Consider the following 21,325-nt stretch of genomic DNA (forward strand, 5'->3'; position numbering starts at 1 on the left):
GCGCTTGCAACATCTCGCTTCACCTAATCCCTTTCGCGTAGGTTTTACTCCGTCGTGCGTAGTTGCTCTGGCTACTGAGGCCGCTACTTTTGCCGCAGTTATCTAATAGCCATGTTAAATAAAATACGCCATGAAAACCATCGCTTCTATTTTCAGAATTAAACAATGCTACACACTCGCTATTGCGGCAGGCTTGCTTTTCAGCTGTACAGATCACCAGGTAACACGCTCCGAGTTCGCGCTCGACAGCTCCTCCACGGCTGAATGGAAAGGATACCTGAAAACAGGTTTCTTCAATGAAGGCGCCATTGCAGTGCAGAGTGAAAGCTTTACAGTGGAAGGAAACCAGGTCAAAAGCGGGTCTTTCGTCATCCCCGTTTCTTCAATTGTGAACTTCAACCAGCCCACCGAGGAGCTGCGTCACGCGCTGGTACACCACCTGCAAAGCCCCGATTTCTTTAATATGGTGCTGCACCCGGAGGTAAAATTTGACCTTACCAGTGTGGAATCGTTTACAGGATCAGGTGAAGGGATCATCGCTGGTGCCAATTACAAAGTTCACGGTAACCTTACCATCCTGGGCAATGCACACCCATTCTCATTTCCAGCTAAAATTGAAGTAAATGGGGACGTGTTCAAACTGGAAGCCTTCGCTCCTTTCGACAGGACGATCTGGGGAATGAACTACGCGACCGAGCCCGGCTTACCTGATGAAGGTTCGATCAAACCAGTCGTGGATGTACATCTGAAAATTTCGGGGCACCGCAAATAACACACTATCGCGCAGTCCAGCCGCCATCAACTGTCAGCACTGATCCTACCATATAGCTCGACGCTTCGCTGGCAAGAAAAATGGCGGCGCCTTGTATTTCTTTCAGTTGCGCCCACCGGTGCAGCGCAGTTGAGCCAAGGATAATCTCCTTGGCTTCTTCGCTTTCAGCAATGGGGATATTCATTTCAGTCAGGAACGGGCCGGGGCAAATTGCATTAACCCGTATTCCAAAAGGTGCAAGTTCAAGTGCCAGCGCACGCGTCATTTGTACCACCGCGCCTTTGCTGGCCGTGTAAGGCGTGCGGTTTGCCAGTCCGACCAGACCAAGCGTACTCGCCAGATTGATGATCCTGCCGCTTTTTTGCGCCTTCATGACCGGACTTGCCGCCCGGGAAGCAAGCCAGGTCCCATTGACGTTGACCTCCATGACACGGTTAAAGTCAGCGGGTGAAATTTCGTCGATCGGACCGCGGATGTTAATACCCGCACTATTGATCAGTATGTCAATCCTGCCGAAGTTGTCCAATGTAAATTGCGCCATTGCTTCGGTATCTGCCTGACTGGTAATATCCCCGGCGAAAGAAAGTACCCGGGTCTCGAATGCAATGCAAAGTTCAGCCGCAGCCCGCTCGCCTTCTACGGCATTGCGGTTGACCAAAACTATATCAGCGCCGGCAGAGGCCAGTCCGGCCGCCATCGCAAAGCCCAACCCTTTTGATCCGCCCGTGATAACAGCTGTTTTGCCGGTCAGATCAAACTGTTTGATCCCCGGTAAAATGTCGCGCAGCGTACTCAACGGTGAAAGGATTGTGAGACAAATTCAAGCACATTTGGCAGTGACTCCCGCCAGTATTTCCAGTTGTGTGCACCTTCCCTGACGCGGAATTCGTGCGGCACCTCTTTTTTTCGCAATGCGATGTGCACCAGCGCATTGCCTTCGTACAGAAAGTCGTCGTCGCCACAATCAATGTACCATTTGACTGCTTTCTTCTGGTTGTCAGGCATATTATTGATCAACGCCAATGCACTGTGTCTTTCATAATACCTCGCAACAGTGGAGTCAGCTACGTCCGGATTCGTTCGGATCAGATTCTTCTTCGCGTCTTCCATTGTGATCGGACCGGTAGAGGCGCTTAGCGGGCAGGCAGCCGCAAATAGCTCAGGGTGATGCAGCGCATACATGAATGTACCGCCGCCACCCATTGACAAGCCAGCCACCGCACGAAATTCCTTTTCCGCTTTCACGCGATACTTCTTTTCGACAAACGGAATCAGCTCCTTGAAAAAGAAATCTTCATAAGGCCAGTCCCCTTTTACATCATTGAAATAACCTCTTCTGCCCGTATTCGCATCCGGCATGACAATGATCATCGGCGCGGCAGTACCATCAGCAATCGCCTTATCGGCAATGTGCTGCACCATTCCAAACTGTACCCAGCCGGTTTGATCATCGCCCGCTCCGTGCAGCAGGTATAACACGGGATAGCTCCGCTCGGAAGTAGCATAATCAGGCGGCAGGTAGATTGCGAACTTGCGCTCGGATTTCAGCAGCTTCGACGGTAATGACAGCTGGTCAAAAACCTTGCTGGTTTGCGCCGACGCCAGCTTTGTACTCAGTAATAAAAGAAAAAGTAAATGGGGAAACTTCATGGGTTCAGGATAAATGGCGGTTAACTATTTCTTTTTAAGCTTCATCGCAACGGGATCCCATTTGATGACCTCCCTGCTGAAATAGCTCTCATTACAAGCGAGCACCGGCGCAGCTGCGCGGAAAGCAAAAATTGGATCTTCGATCGTGCCTGTACTGCCTTTTTTGATGTTCTCGAAAAAATCCTTGAAATGGTCCGCATGCGCATCTTCCTTATCCGGCGCATTGAAACGTACTTCCTTTACAGGATCTGCCTTGCGGGTTTCTTCTGGGTATTGCGCGTCATATTGCTTTTTAAACTCCTTCTGCTCGCTTTCCGAAAAGGTATTATAGCTGTCGTACCCGCCAAAACCGGGCGCTTTCGGCAGCTTCTTTTTGGTCAGGATCAGGTTGTCTTCTGTAAACTCAATTTGTCCCTCCGTGCCGATAATGCGCGTGTTATTGGCAATGGCGCCTGCATTGGCAAAGTTGACGCGCAGTACCATCTGGAAATTGGCATGGATATCCGTTTTTGGATAATCCAGAATGGAAACCAGCACATCTGGTACGTCACGCCCATCTTTCCAGTAACTCAGCTCGCCGGACGAAAATATCCTTTCCGGGCCGTTTGAGCCCGTTACGAAATGAACGCCGGTAATCAAATGCACAAAAAGGTCACCCGCCACGCCGGTACCATAGTCACGGTAGTTTCTCCATCTGAAAAACCGCTTCGAATCAAAGGGTACCTTCGGTGCATCGCCCAGGTAAGTGTCCCAATCCACGGTTTTCACCGACGCGTCAGTAGGTATCGAGTAGTTCCACGCGCCGATCGCATTAAAACGGTCATTGTTGGATTCTACATAATTAATCTCCCCTATCTCCCCTGCCTGAAAAAGCCTCTTCGCTTCCTTAAAAGCCGATGAACTGATCCGCTGGCTTCCTACCTGCATGGTCTTGCCCGATTTTTTCCAGGCTTCAATCACCGACAAACCTTCTTTGATGTGGTGTACCATCGGTTTTTCACAATAAACATGTTTACCGGCAGCAAGGGAGGCTTTTGTGATATGGTCATGCCAATGATCAGGAGTAACTACCAGCACAGCATCGATGTCCTTTTTGTCAAGAATTTCCCGGTAATCCCTTGTGGTGAAAATGTCTTTTCCGTAGAGTTCCTTCACCCTCGTCAACCGGCCATCGTACAGGTCGGCCGCTGCAACGAACTCGGCACCGGTCCCGCTGCGCATTGCAGCTTTTGTGTCACTATGTCCCTGAATACCCATACCGATCGTAGCAAACCGGATTTTATCGTTGGGACTGATTTTTTTCAGGTCTTTGATAATATTAAATGGCTTGGCGACCGACTCTCCGGCCAGTAACACGGATGCGGCAGACATTTTTTGGAGGAACTTCCGGCGGGCAGGATTCATGCTCAGTTCAGTGAAAAGGTGAAAGGATGTTTTTGCTAAAATAAACAATTAATGCTTTTTACAACATAATACAATCAACGAAGAACGATGGAAAAAGACGAAAGAAAAAAGCTCGTCAGCGAGCTTCAGACCCTGATAGAAAAAGGCAATGCGCACGTGACACTCTGGAATGCTATGGCCGACCTGCCTGCTGAATTGCGAGGGGTAACACCTGAAAATTTGCCTTACAGTATCTGGCAGCTTGTAGAGCATCTGCGCATTACGCAAAAAGACATTCTCGATTTCTCCGCCTCCGACGATTACCAGGAAATTGAATGGCCGAAAGATTACTGGACCGAGCCGCTGGAAGTTGTAAGTGACGAGCAATGGAATACCGCATTGGAACAGATCAGACAGGATCAGCAGACATTTATCCAGCTACTGAAAGACGATACACGCGACCTTTTTGCCACATTTCCCTGGGGTACCGGCCAGAACCTTCTGCGGGAGGCGATGCTGATCGCGGACCATAATTCCTACCATACTGCCGAAATTGTCGTGCTGCGTAGGATCATGAATGCGTGGCATTGACCGCTTTCAAAGCTCCTCAATCCAAATGTCTTTGTAGTACACTTTGGCTTTGCCGCCACCGTGGATCTGCAATGCGATGAGTCCCTTTTGCGGAATGGATTTGTCCGGCTCCGTGTAGTCAACCGTTTGCGTTCCATTCAGAAAAATCTGAATGCGCCCGTTGCGGCTGTGCACTTCGTAGTCGTTCCATTCATTCCGTTTCAGGATTTTTTCGATGAGCATTGAGTCTGGCGAGATCAATGTCTTGTTACGGCGGGATTCATCATATAAGCTGGCCCAAAACTTGTCGCCCAGGTCAGCCTGGTAGCCGATCATTTCATACGCAGGATCTTTGGACCTTACGCTGTGAAACTGTACACCTGTATTGATAAAACCTTCATTGCCGGTAAGCTTGAACTTCACTTTCAGGATAAAGTTGGCGTATGGTTTTCTGGTACATAAAAATTCATTGTGCGGCACCGTCTCGGTAAGCGAGCCGCCCGCAATGGCGCCATCCTCTATCTTCCAGGTTTTTACCGTATCTCCTTCCCATCCATTGAATGTCCTGCCGTCAAACAGCGGAACGGACTTCTTTGCAGGCGCGACCATGCAGCCCACAAAAAGGAGCGCAGCAGCAGCAAGCGGGTACAATGCGTTTTTTGACATAACCTCCAATTTTTTTCGTTTCCCGAAATCCACATTTGTAAAAGCCACGTACACTTAGGCTATACTATGACGATATTGCAGAAGTACGGTCGCGTTCGGTGCCAACATTTAATAAATTCTCTGCGCGACCTTCTTGACTGCAGTTAGCCAGTTTGTATTTTTACCAAAAGTAAGTTTGCTACCAGTAGCAACACTGCATACCCTAGCATTTGAATTTCTTATGATTGACACCTTGAACAGCCAACAAAACGATTTATTGGTTGCTGCTGAACGTTTTGAACTTGTTGCGAAGGCTACCCACGACGTAATCTGGGATTGGGACCTGGAAAATGATACAGTATGGTGGAATGAAGGAATGGTCCAGATTTTCGGCCACACTCCCCAAACCCTTGAACCCGGTTCTGAATCCTGGCACAATAACATTCATCCGGAAGACCAGGAAAGAGTTGTAAAGAAAATACATGACATAATTGACAGCGGCGGCACCAAGTGGTCCGACTATTACCGATTCCGGAAAGGAGATGGTACCTACGCCCACGTGCATGATCGCGGTTACACCATCCAGAAAGATGGTAAGCCTGTACGAATGCTGGGATCTATGATGGACATTACAGAACAGCTCAGATTGGAAGAGGCCAGACGCGAAAGCGAAGAGAACCTGAAATTCGCCTTGCACGCGGCGGACCTGGGTACCTGGAACTTCGATCCGGCTACCCAGAAAATCGTTGCAAATGAGCGTTGTAAAGAGCTGTACGGAAACCCTGACGAAGAAGAATTCGAATTTGGCCAGGTTATCAAATACATTCATCCTGACGATTTACAAAAGGTCAGCGAAGCGGTATCCGACGCATTGGACCCACAAGTAAGAGCGCCTTATGAAGTCCGGTACCGGACCATTGGCGCAAAAGACAATGTACTGCGCTGGCTGCATTGCAAGGGGCAGGCTTATTTCACACCGGAGGGTGTACCTTACCGTTTTGCAGGGATTACCAGGGAGATTACCGAAGAAGTGATCAGGCAGGAAAAGATCAGCTGGGCTGACAAACAAGCTGCGATGAGCATTGAAGGCTCCGGCGCGGGCTCCTTCCTGGTTGATCCTGACACGGACGAGATCATTTACTCGCCCACCATGGCGCGGATCCTGACAGGAAATGAAAACCGGCATATTACCAGGAGTGTTTTCATTGATCACGTGCATCCGGAAGATATCCGCATCCGTGAAGAAGCCTATGAGGTTGCCGCAAAAACGGGCGAGCTCAGGTATGAAGCGCGGTTTATCTGGGTAGACAAGTCAGTTCACTGGGTGCGGGTGATCGGGCAGTACCTGTTTGACAGCAACGGAAAACCGGCGACGCTTTCAGGGATCGTCATGGATATTTCTGACCGGATTGATTCGGAACTGCGGCTTCGGACAAGCGAGGAACATCTGCGAACACTGATCGCACAGGCGCCTGTGGCTACCACGCTGTTTGTCGGTCCCGAATTCATCATTGACCTACCCAATGCAGCAATGCTCAAACTCTGGGGAAAAGGCGATACCGTAATCGGCAAGCCACTCAGTGAAGCATTACCAGAGCTGAAAGGCCAGCCTTTTCTGGATATCCTCGAAAGAATTTACAGAACCGGCGAAGCCCATTCCGAGCAGGGTGCACGCGGCGAGATTGTGGTGGACGGTATTCTGCAGACATTTTACTACGACTATACATACAAGCCACTGAGAAATACAGATGGTGAAATTTATGCGATACTTGATATGGCAGTGGACGTAACCGAGCAGGTGAAGTCCCGGCAGGCGCTGGAAAAAAGTGAGGAAAGATACCGGCAGCTGGCCAGTGAGCTGGAAGGAAGAGTGCAGCAACGCACCGCAGAACTGAACCAGACCAATGCAGAACTGATCAACTCAAATAACAATTTGCAGCAATTTGCCTACGCGGCCAGTCACGATATGCAGGAGCCGCTGCGCAAAATCCAGTCTTTCGGGTCGCGACTGCAAATGCTCTATGCAAAAGAGCTGGACGAGAATGGTGCGTTTATGCTCAACCGGATCCAGGATGCTTCCAAAAGGATGTCGGTGATGATCGATGATTTGCTGGCCTACTCGCGCCTTACGACCAGAGATGCCGAGATGACAGCTGTGAACCTGAAGGGGATCGTCAGCAACGTTTTGGCAGATCTGGAGATCTCCATTCAGGAGCATGAGACCGAAATCGTCGTGAATGAAATGCCCGAAGTACATGGGAATGCATTGCAGCTGACGCAATTACTACAAAACCTGGTAAGCAATGCAATCAAATACCGAAAAACCGACGTGCCTTCCAGAATCGAATTGTCGTACAGGGATGCAACCGAGGCCGAGCTTTCGACAATCCCGAAACTACTCGAAGACCACGGCTATATCAGGCTTGAAGTATCCGATAACGGAATTGGTTTCGACGAAACGCATTTAGACCGCATTTTTCAGATGTTCCAGCGCCTCCATGGCAGAAGTGAATTTTCAGGATCAGGGATCGGACTGGCTTTGTGTAAAAAGGTTGCGCAGAACCACCACGGCTACATTACCGCAACAAGTACGGTAGGCGCTGGATCTACATTCATTGTTTTTTTACCAAAATCATCAAAAAAGTAAGCTGCTTAACCCAGCAGCTTACTTTTTCCAGATATCTTCAAACTGGTCAGGGTGCCTGCGAAACTGCAAATGCACGTACTCGCAAAGCGGCAGGACTTGCAGGCTTTCTTTCCGGGCATAACTCACCATTTCATCAAACATCTGCTTTGCCAGACCCTTGCCTTCCAGCTCAGGATCCACCTCGGTATGGTATACTGTCAACACGGTATCGCTCACACCGATCACCATTTCCCCGACCTGTTTGCCACTCTCCTCCAAATAAAACGCGCCACGCTTGCGGGCATCCAGTTTCAATTTTACTTCGCTCATAATTGTATTTTAAACGCCCTCCGCTACTTTCTTCATTTTAGCCAAACCAGTCTTCGCCACCAGCAATGCATCCTGCGCGTAGTAACCCTGGTTGAAAACTTCGAAAGACAGAATAACTGGCTTTTCAGGATTTTTAAGATTTTTCAACAGGTCTTTTAATGGCGCCACTCCGTCACCGGCATAAATCCGGTCTGCATCCGTGATCGTTTCGCGTGGTGGCGTTGCCGGATAATCGTTAATATGGAAAATCTCGACCAGCGGCTTGCCCACATCCTTTACACTATCCATGCCAGAGCCACCCTTGTGGAGGTGATATACATCCATCAGTACCCGTGCAGAGGGGTGTGCGGCTTCCACAGCTACATATAACAGCTCACCTACCCTGCTCAGGTTTTTGGAGAAACCCCAGAGTTCAAGATGCGGCGTAACACCCGTTTTTTCGCCCAGCTCAAGAATGGCGCGGTACCGTTCTGCTACCTTTTTAAGATCGAGCGAGTCGCCGGTAGTAGCGCCCATCGGAGGTGCTGCCACGCGCGTACAACCGATCGCCGCCAGCTGTTCCATTTCCAGTTTGAGCTGTTCAAGCGCCTTTCCCCTGGTGGTATTATCGTCTACAATCCAGGGAGCAAAGCCAATCGCATCTTCCACTTTCAACCCCAGGTCCTTTACAATCGCGCTGGCTTCTTTCAGCGAGCCGCCGTTTTTCAGGTAGTCCTGCAAGGTATTGATCCAGATTTCCACAGAACCATAACCCGCCTGAGCAGCTACTTCGAGCTCCTTCCGGAAACCGAGCTTGTGGCCACGCAGTGTGCTCATATTAAGGGAATATATAAACGGCTCCTTCTTCTTAGCAGCAGCTTCAACAGGTAAAAGGCTCGTTCCGCTCACGGCTACAATAGAAGATAATGCTTCTCGGCGATTCATAAATGTCTTGAATTGGGGAAAAAGGTTTAGTTGGTAAAGGTGGCCGCGGGAATTTTTTACCGCAACTAAATGTAAATTGCGCAACAAAACAAGACGGACTTTCTTATGAAATTGGAAGGCTACACCCTGCCGGCACTGACACGTATCGGCCACGTACATTTGAAAGTCGCAGACCTGGAAAGAGCGCTCGACTTCTATTGCGGCCTGCTGGGCTTTGAGATCACAACCCGCTACGGCGACCAGGCCGTCTTCATTTCCGCAGGTGGCTATCACCATCACATCGGGCTGAATACGTGGTACAGCAAAGGCGCGGCGCCCGCTTCCCAGCACGGTGTCGGACTTTTTCACACGGCGATCCTGTATCCAACCCGCAAGGATCTTGCTTTGATTTTCAACAGATTACAACAGGCACATTACCCGCTCACCGGCGCGAGTGATCACGGCGTTTCGGAGGCACTGTACCTCAATGATCCCGACGGGAATGGCGTTGAGCTTTACTGGGACCGTCCGCAGGAACAATGGAGCTACCTGCCAGATGGTTCGATCGAAATGTTTACCAGAAGCCTGAATATAACTGGATTGTTAGCGGAATTGAAGATATGAATGATTGCTAAACAAGAGCAAGATGAATCAACAGCGCCCTGTTTACTTCTTCCATTCTGGATTTGGCAATTGCTCCTAACCTACTGCGTATGCGCAGTTTGTCAATAGTCCTGACCTGATTTGCCTTGATTTTTGACTCACTTTTCAAACCTCCCTCTGATGACAAAAGTCTTACCTCAAAGGGATAAACCTTTGCAGTGCTCGAAGTAATCGGAAGTACTGTAATTGTTGATCCGTACTCGTTGTTTATGTCGTTTGAGACAATAAGTACAGGCCGTATTTTGGCAATTTCGCTGCCGACAACTGGATTCAAATCTGCCCAGTAAATTTCGCCGCGCAGCATTTACAAATTGCCCATTTCAGATGGTGCGTATTCCCGGCATATATTGAGATCCTCCTCTGCCGTGGCGATATAACCTTCTTTTAAAAGGTTGTTTATATCGCCAGTCATTTCACGCGCGATCTTTTCCTTTAATGCTTCGCCTGCATACACAGCTTCGTGCTTATCGGAACGCTGTATATACTCAAAATCTGAATCCGAAATAGTTATCTCCAGAATTTTCATGTGTGTATTTTTTATTTCAAAAATACACACTATTGCCTTACCAACAAATTAGGTGCGGCCTTCAACAATTTAATATTTCATCAGCAAAGTCAGCAGTTTCCGGTCAAGCTTTTGGCCGTGCCAATCCTCGTACGCCACATCTTCGCGCCCGGAATTAAGCAGACCGAAATCGCCTGAAAATTCCCACAGCGCATAGCCGATCCCGTGCGACGTCAGGATACCCAGTACATCCCCGAACCAGGCCAGGAAAACAGCGTGCGGCGTTTTCTTCCAGGCGCCGCTTTCGCCGCAATGCACCCCTACTCCCTTGTTGACGAGATCTATCCAGGGCTGGTAGAACTTTTCAAGCATTTCACGGCCGAGATATTGCTCCCCTACCTGCCCGGGCCATTTAGGTTCCGGCGCTTTATCGGGATCTTTCATTGCCCAGGGCGCTTTGTAATGCGAGATAATGCCCGGGTGATAGCCGCGACAGCTCTGCGCAATGTCGAGGTCGGCGAGCTCGGGAATGACATTGGAACCTCCGTTATTTCCATCGGCTACAATCAGGTGGTTCGGGTTCTCTTTTCTGATTGCCTGCTGCGCGCCTATTGCTACTTTTCTATACACATCGCCAGGTACCGCTGAGCGTTTTGAATGCTGGTCATTCATATCTTCACGCATGCTCGGTTCGTTGAGCAGGTCGAAACTGATCTTTTTGGAGGAAGTATCCTTGTATTTTTTTGCCCACATATTCCAGTGGAAATAAAAAGCTTCCTGCGCCTTTTGATCAGTCCATAAATTATAAGGCTCGTGGAAACCCGCATTAATGCAGTACCCCGGCGCACGGTGCAGGTTCAGGCTCACGTGCATGTTGTATTTGTGCCCCAATGCAACGAGGTGATCTATTTTGTCGACCTGTTTTTCGTCAATGCTGTATACCTCTTCCGGCGTGATATTCCGGCTTCGGTCAAATTTAAGATAGTAGGGATATGCGATGGGAATGCGTACAAAATCAAAGCCCCAGTCGCTCATCCATTTCAGCTGCTCTTCCGTGGTAGGCCTGCGCTGCTTGTCAGGCTCGGGACCGAAGAAATCGAGCAGATTGAAGCCTTTCCATTTGGGCAGCTTGTTCTTGGCAAGTTGCTTTTCTGCTAAAGCAAAACCGTCAGGTATTGTCATCCCGGCGGCTGCTATGATACTTGTGTTTTTGATGAATATCCTGCGGTGCATTGCAAAGCTATCTTGATGTACTTCGTTAAAATACATCGTATAGCCCGTTTTTACTGTCCCTGCCGGGAGTGTATCGTTCCGAAAAATGTATAGCCGGTCCGACCTTTATAATTGTAGACCATTTCTGCACCGGGTTCACTGAGGTACTTACTGCTGATGTTCTTCTGGATTTCAGCAGGCTGCTTCACTCCGTTGACGATCAATTCCGAGTCGGACAGCAAAAAGGACAAGTTTTTAGTATCCTTGATCACACCCATTTTCAGCAGATCGTCGATCATCGAGGCTTGCTTTTTCTCATACTCTTCGCGTGTTTTTTCCGCTTCTCTTCGCATTACTTCTGCTGCTGCCCGGCTTTTACCAGCTTGTACGCGCATTTTCTCAGCTTCCTTGCGAAACAGTTCAGCCTGCTCCCGCATTGCTTCTGCCTGCTTCCGCATCTGCTCCGCATTAGTGCGGTTTTGCTCAGCTTCTATCTGGCGCGCTTTCGCCTGCTGGCGGTAGGTTTCGGCTTCTGCCCGGCGTTCTTCGGCTTCTAGGCGAAGTTCCTGAGCTTCTTTCCGGCGCACGTCAGCCTCTGCACGCATTTTTTCCGCTTCTGCACGGGCTTTCTCGGCCTTCTTATGTTCCTCCTGGATCCGCTCCTCTATTTTCGCAATCTCACTTTCGTACTTTCCGTACTCACTGGATGGAATTTCCTTTCCGTCCACATCCAGTGAAATAACTTTCCCATTCTTCTTGACAATCTCATACTGCTTACCGTCAACATGCACATTATAGGTCGAAACACCCTCCGTCGGACTATATACGTTGGCGGAATGTATCTCCATATGCTCCTGCGTTTTCTTCTTCGGCAAAGTATCAGTAGTTGCAACAGGCTTTCTCACGGGAAGCTGCGCCGAAACCGCTTCCGAATAAATGCGCTGATGATCTCCGGCAGACTGACCTTTATCCGGTGACTTGGGTGAAACGGCTGCTGACAATGCAATTGCAGCAACCAGGCTAATTGAAACAAACACTTTTTCCATGGCATCTAGAGATTTATTGTTGTGATTGATAATGCGTTTGATCCGGTCGAGCAGGTGATTTTTCCTTCCTGCGAAAGCTACCTGCGCCAGGCTGCCCGAGTGATGATATTCCTGAAATGAAACCAGCGCATGAACGAGCGAAGTCTTGTTTTCCATTACCTCAATGGCGATTTCGTCGCAGCAATGCTCGCGTTCTTCCCTGATCAGATAAGAAATCCAGAGAAGCGCCGGGTTGAAACAATAGATATTCTCACAAAAGATCTGGATCAGGTTCACCAGGTAGTCACGCCGGCGGATATGGGCCAGTTCATGGAGTAAAATGGCCTCCACCTGCGCAGTCGGCATTCCCGCCAGCATTCCCATTGGTACAAGTACGACCGGCTTCAGGTGACCGATCACCATTGGGACTGTCACGCATTCTGATTCGAAGAACTGCGGTTTTCTTCCGATGCTCAATTTGCGCGACAGGTCACCAAAAACATCCTTCCAGTAATTCGAAGGTGCGTGAAGACCTGTTTTTCGCAGCTTACTTAAATGCATTAAACCGGCAGTTGCCCGCACACTTTTCCAGAGAAAGACGAGCAACCATATCGTCAGAATTGTGAAAGCGTGCTGGTTACAGAAGTCTGTAATGCTTGTACTCAGCGAGCTTACCTCGAATGAAGAACTGAACCCGGTAAAGCTCGTTTCGGTTGAGCCGGCTGCGGGGATAAAGACGTTGCCGGTTATCCCTGAATTGTTTTTTGGTAAAATAAAAAAGAATGTGGCGGCATTCACCAGCAGCAATGCACCCAGCAAAGTTACCAGGACACGATACCGGAGCACGGGTCTGGATTTCCTGCTTAGCATCAAAAATCCACCGGCCAGAACAGCTGCAATAAGTCCCTGCCAGATTGAGTGAAGAAAAGTCAGGCATACCGCCCTGACGAGGTCACTGGAAAAAGGTGCATCCACAATTTCTAAGTTCATGGCTAGCTGATTGGTTATTGTTGATCCAGGTTATTCAGGAAATCCTTAATCTCTTTCAGCTCCTCGGCAGACGTTTTCTTACTACCAAAAAGCTGCATCACCAGGCTCGAAGCCGAGCCTTTGTACATCGAATCGACAAAGCGGTTAAGCAAGACATTTTTCGTTTTATCCTCTGCTTCGGCGGGCCGGTATATGTGCTTCATACTACTGTCATCCCGAAGCAGAATGCCTTTATCAAACATGATCTGCATGAGCTTCAACGTAGAAGAATACTGCACCGCACGTTTTTCCTCATTCAGTTTATCATTGACAAACCGCACCGTCTGCGGCCCATTCTCCCATAACACCTGTAAAATTTCCAGCTCTGATTTTGTAGGTTCCATCGTGATTTATATTCTGACAAACCAAAGGTAGGAAATTTTTCGTACGAACAAATGTTTAGGTGTAAATTTTCAACTTATGGGACAAAAAAAAGCGGTCTCCTTTCGAAGACCGCTCACAATGTCAAAACTGCTTTTTACGCCATCAACGCCTTCCTTGCGTACTCAACACATTTGGCAGTTTCCTTTACGGCGTCGGAGCCGGCTGGTATTTCGTATTCAAGCTCGATCGTTGCCGGGAATTTGTATTTTTTGGTACGCATTAATTCCAGTACCGGGATGATCGGCGTGTCGCCGGTACCCCAAACCACATTGGCTCCGCCGTTTGCTTTGGATTTGCGGTCCTTCATGTGCATACTCAAAATATGGTCGTGCTTTGCATTGATCAGTTCGATAGGCTCAAAGCCCGCAGCCACATAGTGCCCCATATCCAGGTTCATCGCATTGAATTTAGACTGGCTTAATGCGGTATCCCACCAGGTAGGTGTTTGCTGCGTATGTCCGTGATAGGCAATGTACGTTTTGTTTTTGGCCGCAATATCACCCAGGCGTTTGGTCTGCGCCGGATCATTCGGGAGTTCAACCGTTGCCTGGTTGGCGCCGAGCGCCCTGGCTGCGCGGAGTGCATAATCCACTTCCGCATCTGTATTGTTCACCCCCAAGGCATTCGGCTTGTAAGCGTAAATCGTCACCCCTGCATCATTGTACATTTTGCGCAGTTGTGTGAATTTATCCATGGAAACCTTCGCGCGCCATTCGGCCATTTTGGTACCGTGCTCTTTCATTGCTGCTTTTTGTTCCTCGGTCATTTCGGGCCGCTTACCATCAGGGCCGGGCGCCATGCTCGGGCGTGGCGGTGCTTCGGGTGCGCCTGCGAGTTGTTCCGGCGTGTTGCCCATCATTTCAATGGCGCTGATATTGCATTCCACACAGTACTTAAGTATGCTTTCGGCGTCCTGTGGCATGCTGCGCCACGAGTAAGTAATCGCGCCGATCTGTACCCCATTGAACAGCGAGTTCGGTTTACCCAGGTTTTTGATATAAGCGGGCGCTCCGATCACCTGGTTGCGTATCAACGCAAAACCCGCGGCTGCCAATGCAGATGTTCCTAAAAAGCGCCTTCTTGAAATGTCCAGTTCTTCCATGATTTAGTTAGTTTTTAATATCAATAATATCTTCCTACATACTTATTCTCTACGATCATCTTTTTCATCTTCGCCGGCTCAATCGGACCCTGTTTTGCGTACACGATTTTTCCACCCGGCTCTACCAGGATCGTGTAAGGCAATGCACCCTGCCACTTCGGATCTACTGCCTCAATCAGCTTGTACTTATCGTCGGATGTAAAAATGTAATTTTTATTCGAAGCGTATTTGCCTTGCAGGAATTTTAATGCTTTCGCTTCTTTGTCCGGACTGTCGGCGCTGATCGATACAAATTCAAAATCACGTCCGCGGTACATGTGGTGCATTTCCATAAAATCCGGAAATTCGGCAACGCACGGACCGCACCAGGTCGCCCAAACATTGATCAGCCTGAGTTTATCGGATTTGTTTTGGATCAGTTCTTTCAAACCCGCCTCATCGATCTTCACCAGACTAACCGCCTCTTTCGCCCAACCAGCCTGCTCGCTTTGTGCACCCTGTTCCTTGGAAGCCCATTTCATTGAACAGCCGAAGGTTTTTGTTGTTGGTACAGGCACAGGTTTGCCCGCCACCATCGCGTCAAGCGCATTTCTTGCATCCAGGTTCTTGGGCGTTCCTGTGGGCTTTTCAACATCGTCGATCCTGCCGGTATATTGCAGCTTACGGTTTTTATCAAAAATAAAAATATGCGGCGTAGCGACTGGTCCGTAAGCCAATGCAGTTTTCTGATCGTCCCCGTCGTACAGATAAGGAAAATTATACGCCATATCTTTTGCCCTGATCTTCATATCGGCATAAGTGTCGCTCAGGTCCGTGTAACCCAGCTCATCCAGCCTGATCGCTTTCGGATCGTTTGAAGAAATGGCCACTACTGCCACTTTTTTAGCTTTGTAATCATTGACCAGATCTTTCACGCGATTTTCGTAAGCCTGTGCGGTTGGACAATGATTACACGTGAAAACGATCACCAGCGCATCGGCCCCGGAAAAACTTTTCAGAGAATAGCGTTTTCCGTCTGTTCCCAGCAGGTTGAAATCGGGTGCAGATGCTCCGATCTTCAATGTTTCCGGCTGTTCGGCGGCTGTAACGCTGGTATAAGCCAGCATCAGCAGCATGCATATTTTGCGAATAAGGCGCATAGTATCGGCTGTTTTAATTCACAAATGAGATATCATGCAAAAGCGACAAGGTTCCAACAAAATACTGTTTTAATCCCATTAAAACTTACCTTGAAAATAAATTTCCTCTCGGCCGGACACTGCTGACAAAGGGCTGTCACGCCGGCAATGTATTTTTGGTAAAACAAAACAGTGGCAGACTCAGTACCGACCCGGATCTGCAACATATTTAAAAACGCAGGTAGCTATGGAAATCAAGGACGGAAAAGAAGTAGTAATCGCCGCCTCAGCAAAAGAGTGGCGCGACTGGCTGGAACAAAATGCTGGTTCAGCCACCTCTGTTTATCTGGTTATTTACAATAAGAATAGCGGCGTAAAAAGTGTCGGATACGTGGAGTCTGTTGAACACGCACTCTGCTTCGGCTGGATTGACAGCAAGACAATCAAGCGCGACGAACATAGTGTTTATCAGACATATACCAAGCGAAAACCTGTCAGCAACTGGGCTAAAACAAACAAGGAGCGCGTTGTAAAAATGGCGGAACTGGGGTTAATGCGCCCGCAGGGGCAAGCCATGATAGACCTGGCCAAACAAAATGGCTCCTGGGAGAGGCTTAATGATATAGATAACGAGGTGATACCGGCAGACCTGCAAACTGCATTAGACAAAAATGAAGTTGCAAAACAAAACTTTACAGCATTTTCACCTTCATCCCGCAAGCTGATCCTCTACTGGATCTCATCCGCAAAACGCCCCGAAACCCGCGCGAAACGCATTCAGGAAACTATCGAGAAAGCTGCATTGAATTTGAAGGCAGTTTAGAGTATTTTGTCTGGTAGTTAAATAAGAAGATTATACCCACCCAAGTCTATGAAGCTTTGTATCATTGTTATCCTGACTGCATTTATTGCATCGAGTTCATTCAGCCAGGTGCCGCTTATCCTGCGCCCCTGTGAGCAGCAGCAAAAACTGCCGTTTGATACTGTTGAAATCATTGATAACAGGGATGAAAAGCAGATACTTGGCTTCGTTCAGGTTGGTATTGGTAATGTAACAAGGCTAGTCACGTTTGATGGAATATTAGCGGATACGCTGGCAAAATTCTTTCCGCCTACATCCGTGAGTAGTTCAAATCCGAAGTCGCTGGTGATACTTCTGAATCAGCTCTATATGGATGAAAACACCGATTATACAGAAACCGGTTTGTTGAAAATCTCAAAATGCGTTTTTTTTCGGATAGCATTCCAGGCAAATTCTCTGAAATTTGGACGCTGGATCAGAGTTCTGAAACAAAAGGATTTGATGTAACAGCAAAAATGCTTAGAGAAGTTAGCAAGATTATCTGCCGGATTTCACAAGAAGTTCCAAACCATAAAGTCGCGATAAATCAGGAAGTTTATACGCGTGCTGAATTGAACCATCTCGACAGTCTGGAAATTATCGAACTTCCGATTTTCATTACAGACAAACCGCGGGCCGGGATCTTCAAAGACTACGCACATTTCAAATCCAACACACCGGATATTGAAACCGAAATGATTATTGAAGATTCCAGGAAAAAGACCAATGTAGCTAGGCTTTATGGTGAAAAAAGGAAGAAAGTCTGGATTGAAACAAAGGGTATCTATGCAGTTTCTGACGGGAACAGAATGTTCAAAGCAACACCTTACGGTTTTTTCGAGATCAAAAAAGGAGCCCGGGAGCTTTATTATGAACGCAATGCAAGTTATACCGAGCTCGCTGGTCCGGCGAATACTTACTTTGGAGCTGCGGGCAGTCTTGTTCCTCTGCGAAGGGATATGCCAAGACGCTATAAACTAAAAATCAACCATCGGCGCGGCAACATAATTCCGATCGCTGTGCAGCAGTAAACTTGGGAAACAGCGAATGCGTCTTAACTTTCCTGCCAGGCAATATCCATTGCCGAAAACCGACCACAGAAAATCCATGACCAGAAAAACTACCATTTTACTCGCATTCATTGCGTTGAAATTCCTGTTACAATATGTATTGATCCTCCCCTCCTACGACCTGCACCGCGACGAGTATCTGCACCTGGACCAGGCCGATCATCTCGCCTGGGGTTATATGTCGGTGCCGCCTGTTACTTCCTGGATTGCGCTGATCATCAAAACACTTGGTAACTCCGTTTTCTGGGTGCGGTTCTTTCCGGCACTCTGCGGCGCGCTGACAATACTCGTAGTTTGGAAAACGGTCGAAGCACTCCGTGGCAGCCTGTATGCCTGTGTTCTTGCTGCTACCTGTACGTTGTTTTCTGCATTGCTGCGATTGAACCAGCTGTTTCAGCCCAATTCGGTTGATGTGTTATGCTGGACTACGCTCTACTATTTCCTTGTCAAATACATTCAGACCAGGAGCCCAAAGTGGCTTTACGGCATTGCCGTTGTATTTGCATTTGGCTTTTTGAACAAATACAATGTCGCATTTCTCGTGATCGGAGTTTTGCCGGCTATTTTATTAACAGAACACAGGGTCCTTTTCCTGAATCGTCACCTGTATTTTGCACTTCTGCTCGCCATTGTATTGATTTCACCCAACATTATCTGGCAATATCAGAACGATTTCCCCGTATTTCACCACATGAAGGAACTCAGTGAAAGACAGCTCGTCAATGTGAGCCGCGCCGACTTTTTTAAGGAACAGTTCATTTACTTCATAGGCGCATTGCTCGTGATTGTTCCTGGATTTTACGCGTTGCTGTTTTACAAACCTTTCGGCAAATACAAGCTCTTCTTCTTCTCCATTGTTTTTACGCTGGTTGTATTCACGCTGTTGCGGGCCAAAGGTTACTACGCGATTGGAATTTATCCGATTTACATTGCTTTTGGCGCAGTGTTTGTAGCCGAAAGATTGAAGTCGGTCTGGCTGCGGGCGGCTTTTATTATCATACCAATTACCATATTTATCCCGGTATCGCGCGTTGCATTCCCTAATAAAACCCCGAAGGAAATTGTGGATGGTTCAGGAAGATACAAGCGCGCGGGCCTGTTGCGCTGGGAAGATGGAAAAGATCATGAAATCCCGCAGGATTTTGCTGATATGCTGGGCTGGGAAGAACTCGCCGGGAAAGTGGACGCCGCTTATGCGCAATCACCCGATCCGGAGAGTACGCTGGTACTTTGCGACAACTACGGCCAGGCCGGTGCCATTAATTACTATTCCAGAAAAAACGTGAATGCAGTTACATTCAATGCAGATTACGTGAACTGGTTTGACCTGAGTAAAAAATACAAGCACGTGGTGCGCGTCAAAAACGCATGGGAACGTGAAGCGGAGATTAAGGAAACTGCGCCATTATTCAACAATTATTCCATCACCGACTCGGTAACCACCCCCTACTCACGCGAACGCGGCGCAACAATTTTCCTTTTTGTGAATGCAAAAGTGGATATCAATGCCAGAATAAGCCGCGAAATACAAGAAGAAAAATGGTAAACCCAGGGGCTTCAGCCCCAAAAATCCCTTGCCCCGGGCTTCAGCCCGGGGATCAAAAGATTAGTTGAAAGAAGCTCTGAATTCAAGGGGCGAGTAGTTAGTCTTTGTTTTGAAGAGTTTGCTGAAAGACTGCGGATGCTCAAAGCCGAGCTCGTAAGCGATCTCGCTGACAGACAAATCTGTGACAGACAGCCGCTCCTTGGCTTTCTCGATCAGCCTGTGATGAATATGCTGCTGGGTAGTTTGTCCCGTAAGTGTTTTGAGCACATTGCTCAGGTAATTAGGTGAAATATTAAGATTTTCTGCCACGTGCTGCACAGTAGGCAGCCCCTTTTGCATTAAGTCCGGACTGTCAAAATAAGCATTGATGATTTCTTCCAGCCGGTCGAGGATCTTGTGGTTGACATTCTTGCGGGTCAGGAACTGGCGGTGATAAAAGCGTTCTGAATATTTCAGCAGCAATTCTATCTGCGCAATGATCAGGTCCTGACTGAACTTATCCAGATTTGCCCGATACTCCTGCCGGATATTTTCAATGATCGTATTCAGCGTAGCTTCTTCCTTTTCAGAAACAAAAAGCGCCTCCGTAACACTGTACTCGAAGTATTCGTACTGCTTGATACCCTTGGCAAGCGGCGTGTTCCAGAGCAGGTCGGGATGAAGCATTAACATCCACCCCGATTGCTGAACTTCGGTATCAATGTCGGTACCAAACCTGAGCACTTGTCCCGGCGCCATAAAAAACATCACACCGTTGTCAAAATCCACGTCCTGCTGCCCGTACTTCATCTTGATGTGAAAATTACGTTTGAGCGCAATGGAATAGAAATCCTTTACGATAGCAGGGGCATTCCCGGCAACATGCCGCACGAGCGACATATCTATCACGCTTACAAGCGGATGCTCGGGCGCAGGCAAGCCACGGAATCTGTGAAATTCGCTGATGGTCTTGAATCGGGTGGGCTGGATGGTGGACATGTTACAAGTTAATCAATTCTCCCTGAATGCACCTGCAAACTCCTGCGCAAAATCAGCCAGCTTCACCTTTCCCATGCTGGCGGGGCGGTTTTTGACATAATCCTCACCCAGCAACCCGCTGTACAATGCACCGTACATTTCTACCAGCCCCGCTGCAATGGCCGGGTTCATGCCCACAGAAGTCAGGTTGTTGAGCGACTCCTCAGACGAAATAACCACCCATTTCAGATCCGGTTTACCAAGCGCCGCCGCCAGAATGCGCGCAGTTTCATCGCCGGTAAGCTCCTCGCTCGCCACATAACGTACATTTCTGCCCGTAAAGCCGGATTGCAGTTCTTCTGCCACTGCATCGGCAATGTCAAAAGGAGACACCCAGGGAATCATGCTGTCGCCGCCATAATTGACGTAAATACCGCCTGTAGCTTTGATCATAGGCACATAACCATAGAGATTGTAGTAGAAAGAAACCGGTCGCATGTGCGTGATCGAAACGTCCGCAGGCAATGCATTAAGGGTTTGTTCTACATGGTAAGCACCGACCAGAATACCATTTCCCTCAGCTAAATGCGCCCCGAAAGTACTGAGATTGACAACCCGCTTCACGCCCGCATGCTGAATTGCTTCGGCGTAATTCTGCCCCAGCTGTTTGTAGAACCCAATGAGGTCCAAATCTTTGCTCAGGTAGCTGTGCGCCGCTACCATGGTGTAAACCGCGTCGGCGCCGGTGAAGGTTTTTGCAAGAAATTCCACATCTTCAAAAGTACCGATAGCCGCTTTCGCACCCAGTTCCTCTATTTGCTGCTGCCTCTCAGGGCTGCTGCTGATTACTGTTACTTCGTGCCCGTTGCCAATCAATGTTCCGGCGAGTGGCTTGCTGATGTGTCCGAGCGAGCCTGTTAAAACGATTTTCATTTTGCTGTCTTTTTTTGTTTATGCAAAATTGCGCAGCACCGAAAAAGCAGGCGTAGCCGAA

Annotated in this window: 23 protein-coding genes; 8 read left to right on the forward strand and 15 right to left on the reverse strand. The window is 48.4% G+C overall.

Going from position 1 to position 21,325, the window contains the following annotated elements:
- Positions 1–130 precede the first annotated feature (130 nt).
- Complete coding sequence (locus tag ASG33_RS20085; protein ID WP_056289609.1) at positions 131–772, forward strand: YceI family protein; 642 nt, start codon at positions 131–133, stop codon at positions 770–772.
- Positions 773–776: 4 nt separating this feature from the next.
- On the opposite strand, the gene ASG33_RS20090 is transcribed toward ASG33_RS20085, so the two are convergent.
- Genes ASG33_RS20090 through ASG33_RS20100 form a run of 3 tightly spaced genes read right to left on the reverse strand, consistent with a single transcriptional unit; the run spans position 777 to position 3,826 of the window.
- Positions 777–1,568, reverse strand: coding sequence for an SDR family NAD(P)-dependent oxidoreductase (locus ASG33_RS20090; protein WP_082489337.1), 792 nt, complete (start codon positions 1,566–1,568; stop codon positions 777–779).
- Positions 1,565–2,422, reverse strand: coding sequence for an esterase family protein (locus ASG33_RS20095; RefSeq protein ID WP_056289612.1), 858 nt, complete (start codon positions 2,420–2,422; stop codon positions 1,565–1,567). The genes ASG33_RS20090 and ASG33_RS20095 overlap by 4 nt, the downstream gene beginning before the upstream one ends.
- Before the next feature lie 24 nt (positions 2,423–2,446).
- A complete protein-coding gene (locus tag ASG33_RS20100; protein ID WP_056289615.1) occupies positions 2,447–3,826 on the reverse strand; it encodes a Gfo/Idh/MocA family protein in 1,380 nt (459 codons plus the stop codon).
- Between the two features lie 87 nt (positions 3,827–3,913).
- On the opposite strand from ASG33_RS20100, the gene ASG33_RS20105 reads away from it, so the two are divergent.
- The gene (locus tag ASG33_RS20105; protein WP_056289618.1) at positions 3,914–4,396 is read left to right on the forward strand and encodes a DinB family protein; all 483 of its coding nucleotides are present in this window, start codon (positions 3,914–3,916) and stop codon (positions 4,394–4,396) included.
- Between the two features lie 6 nt (positions 4,397–4,402).
- Here ASG33_RS20105 and ASG33_RS20110 read toward each other — a convergent pair whose 3' ends face one another.
- Positions 4,403–5,041, reverse strand: coding sequence for a DUF1080 domain-containing protein (locus ASG33_RS20110; protein ID WP_056289620.1), 639 nt, complete (start codon positions 5,039–5,041; stop codon positions 4,403–4,405).
- 220 nt (positions 5,042–5,261) lie between these two features.
- Here ASG33_RS20110 and ASG33_RS20115 point away from each other — a divergent pair, with 220 nt between their 5' ends.
- Positions 5,262–7,667 carry a PAS domain-containing protein gene (locus tag ASG33_RS20115; RefSeq protein ID WP_056289622.1) on the forward strand — a complete coding sequence of 802 codons (2,406 nt, stop codon included), beginning with the start codon at positions 5,262–5,264 and terminating at the stop codon, positions 7,665–7,667.
- 18 nt (positions 7,668–7,685) lie between these two features.
- Here ASG33_RS20115 and ASG33_RS20120 read toward each other — a convergent pair whose 3' ends face one another.
- Together ASG33_RS20120 and ASG33_RS20125 are read right to left on the reverse strand one after the other, a co-directional pair.
- Positions 7,686–7,976 carry a GNAT family N-acetyltransferase gene (locus ASG33_RS20120; RefSeq protein ID WP_056289625.1) on the reverse strand — a complete coding sequence of 97 codons (291 nt, stop codon included), beginning with the start codon at positions 7,974–7,976 and terminating at the stop codon, positions 7,686–7,688.
- Positions 7,977–7,985: 9 nt separating this feature from the next.
- The gene (locus ASG33_RS20125; RefSeq protein ID WP_056289627.1) at positions 7,986–8,900 is read right to left on the reverse strand and encodes a sugar phosphate isomerase/epimerase; all 915 of its coding nucleotides are present in this window, start codon (positions 8,898–8,900) and stop codon (positions 7,986–7,988) included.
- Between the two features lie 105 nt (positions 8,901–9,005).
- Here ASG33_RS20125 and ASG33_RS20130 point away from each other — a divergent pair, with 105 nt between their 5' ends.
- Positions 9,006–9,503 carry a VOC family protein gene (locus tag ASG33_RS20130; protein WP_056289630.1) on the forward strand — a complete coding sequence of 166 codons (498 nt, stop codon included), beginning with the start codon at positions 9,006–9,008 and terminating at the stop codon, positions 9,501–9,503.
- 7 nt (positions 9,504–9,510) lie between these two features.
- Here the strand turns inward: ASG33_RS20130 and ASG33_RS26310 are convergent, their stop codons facing one another.
- The 7 genes from ASG33_RS26310 to ASG33_RS20165 form a co-directional block, all read right to left on the reverse strand.
- Positions 9,511–9,846: a type II toxin-antitoxin system PemK/MazF family toxin gene (locus ASG33_RS26310; RefSeq protein WP_056289633.1), complete on the reverse strand. Its 336-nt coding sequence runs from the start codon at positions 9,844–9,846 to the stop codon at positions 9,511–9,513.
- Entirely contained in the window at positions 9,847–10,068 is a 222-nt protein-coding gene (locus ASG33_RS20140) for a hypothetical protein (RefSeq protein WP_056289638.1), read from the reverse strand.
- A gap of 69 nt (positions 10,069–10,137) precedes the next feature.
- Positions 10,138–11,280, reverse strand: coding sequence for a glycoside hydrolase family 5 protein (locus ASG33_RS20145; RefSeq protein WP_056289642.1), 1,143 nt, complete (start codon positions 11,278–11,280; stop codon positions 10,138–10,140).
- A gap of 50 nt (positions 11,281–11,330) precedes the next feature.
- The gene (locus tag ASG33_RS20150; protein WP_056289644.1) at positions 11,331–13,274 is read right to left on the reverse strand and encodes a M56 family metallopeptidase; all 1,944 of its coding nucleotides are present in this window, start codon (positions 13,272–13,274) and stop codon (positions 11,331–11,333) included.
- Between the two features lie 14 nt (positions 13,275–13,288).
- Positions 13,289–13,657 (reverse strand): BlaI/MecI/CopY family transcriptional regulator, encoded by a 369-nt coding sequence (locus ASG33_RS20155; protein ID WP_056289649.1) that lies wholly within the window; start codon positions 13,655–13,657, stop codon positions 13,289–13,291.
- A gap of 134 nt (positions 13,658–13,791) precedes the next feature.
- Complete coding sequence (locus ASG33_RS20160) at positions 13,792–14,799, reverse strand: sugar phosphate isomerase/epimerase (RefSeq protein ID WP_056289652.1); 1,008 nt, start codon at positions 14,797–14,799, stop codon at positions 13,792–13,794.
- A 20-nt stretch (positions 14,800–14,819) separates the two neighbouring features.
- Complete coding sequence (locus tag ASG33_RS20165; RefSeq protein ID WP_056289656.1) at positions 14,820–15,938, reverse strand: redoxin domain-containing protein; 1,119 nt, start codon at positions 15,936–15,938, stop codon at positions 14,820–14,822.
- 226 nt (positions 15,939–16,164) lie between these two features.
- Here ASG33_RS20165 and ASG33_RS20170 point away from each other — a divergent pair, with 226 nt between their 5' ends.
- Genes ASG33_RS20170 through ASG33_RS20185 form a run of 4 tightly spaced genes read left to right on the forward strand, consistent with a single transcriptional unit; the run spans position 16,165 to position 19,374 of the window.
- A complete protein-coding gene (locus tag ASG33_RS20170) occupies positions 16,165–16,740 on the forward strand; it encodes a YdeI family protein (protein WP_056289659.1) in 576 nt (191 codons plus the stop codon).
- Between the two features lie 48 nt (positions 16,741–16,788).
- Complete coding sequence (locus ASG33_RS20175) at positions 16,789–17,226, forward strand: hypothetical protein (RefSeq protein WP_056289661.1); 438 nt, start codon at positions 16,789–16,791, stop codon at positions 17,224–17,226.
- Between the two features lie 8 nt (positions 17,227–17,234).
- Positions 17,235–17,789, forward strand: coding sequence for a hypothetical protein (locus ASG33_RS20180; protein ID WP_056289665.1), 555 nt, complete (start codon positions 17,235–17,237; stop codon positions 17,787–17,789).
- A gap of 16 nt (positions 17,790–17,805) precedes the next feature.
- A complete protein-coding gene (locus ASG33_RS20185) occupies positions 17,806–19,374 on the forward strand; it encodes a glycosyltransferase family 39 protein (RefSeq protein ID WP_310589214.1) in 1,569 nt (522 codons plus the stop codon).
- 60 nt (positions 19,375–19,434) lie between these two features.
- On the opposite strand, the gene ASG33_RS20190 is transcribed toward ASG33_RS20185, so the two are convergent.
- Both ASG33_RS20190 and ASG33_RS20195 read right to left on the reverse strand, forming a co-directional pair.
- Entirely contained in the window at positions 19,435–20,352 is a 918-nt protein-coding gene (locus ASG33_RS20190; RefSeq protein WP_056289671.1) for an AraC family transcriptional regulator, read from the reverse strand.
- Positions 20,353–20,364: 12 nt separating this feature from the next.
- Positions 20,365–21,264 carry an NAD(P)H-binding protein gene (locus ASG33_RS20195; RefSeq protein WP_056289673.1) on the reverse strand — a complete coding sequence of 300 codons (900 nt, stop codon included), beginning with the start codon at positions 21,262–21,264 and terminating at the stop codon, positions 20,365–20,367.
- Between the last annotated feature and the right edge of the window lie 61 nt (positions 21,265–21,325).

This window comes from Dyadobacter sp. Leaf189 (assembly GCF_001424405.1).
GTDB lineage: Bacteria > Bacteroidota > Bacteroidia > Cytophagales > Spirosomataceae > Dyadobacter.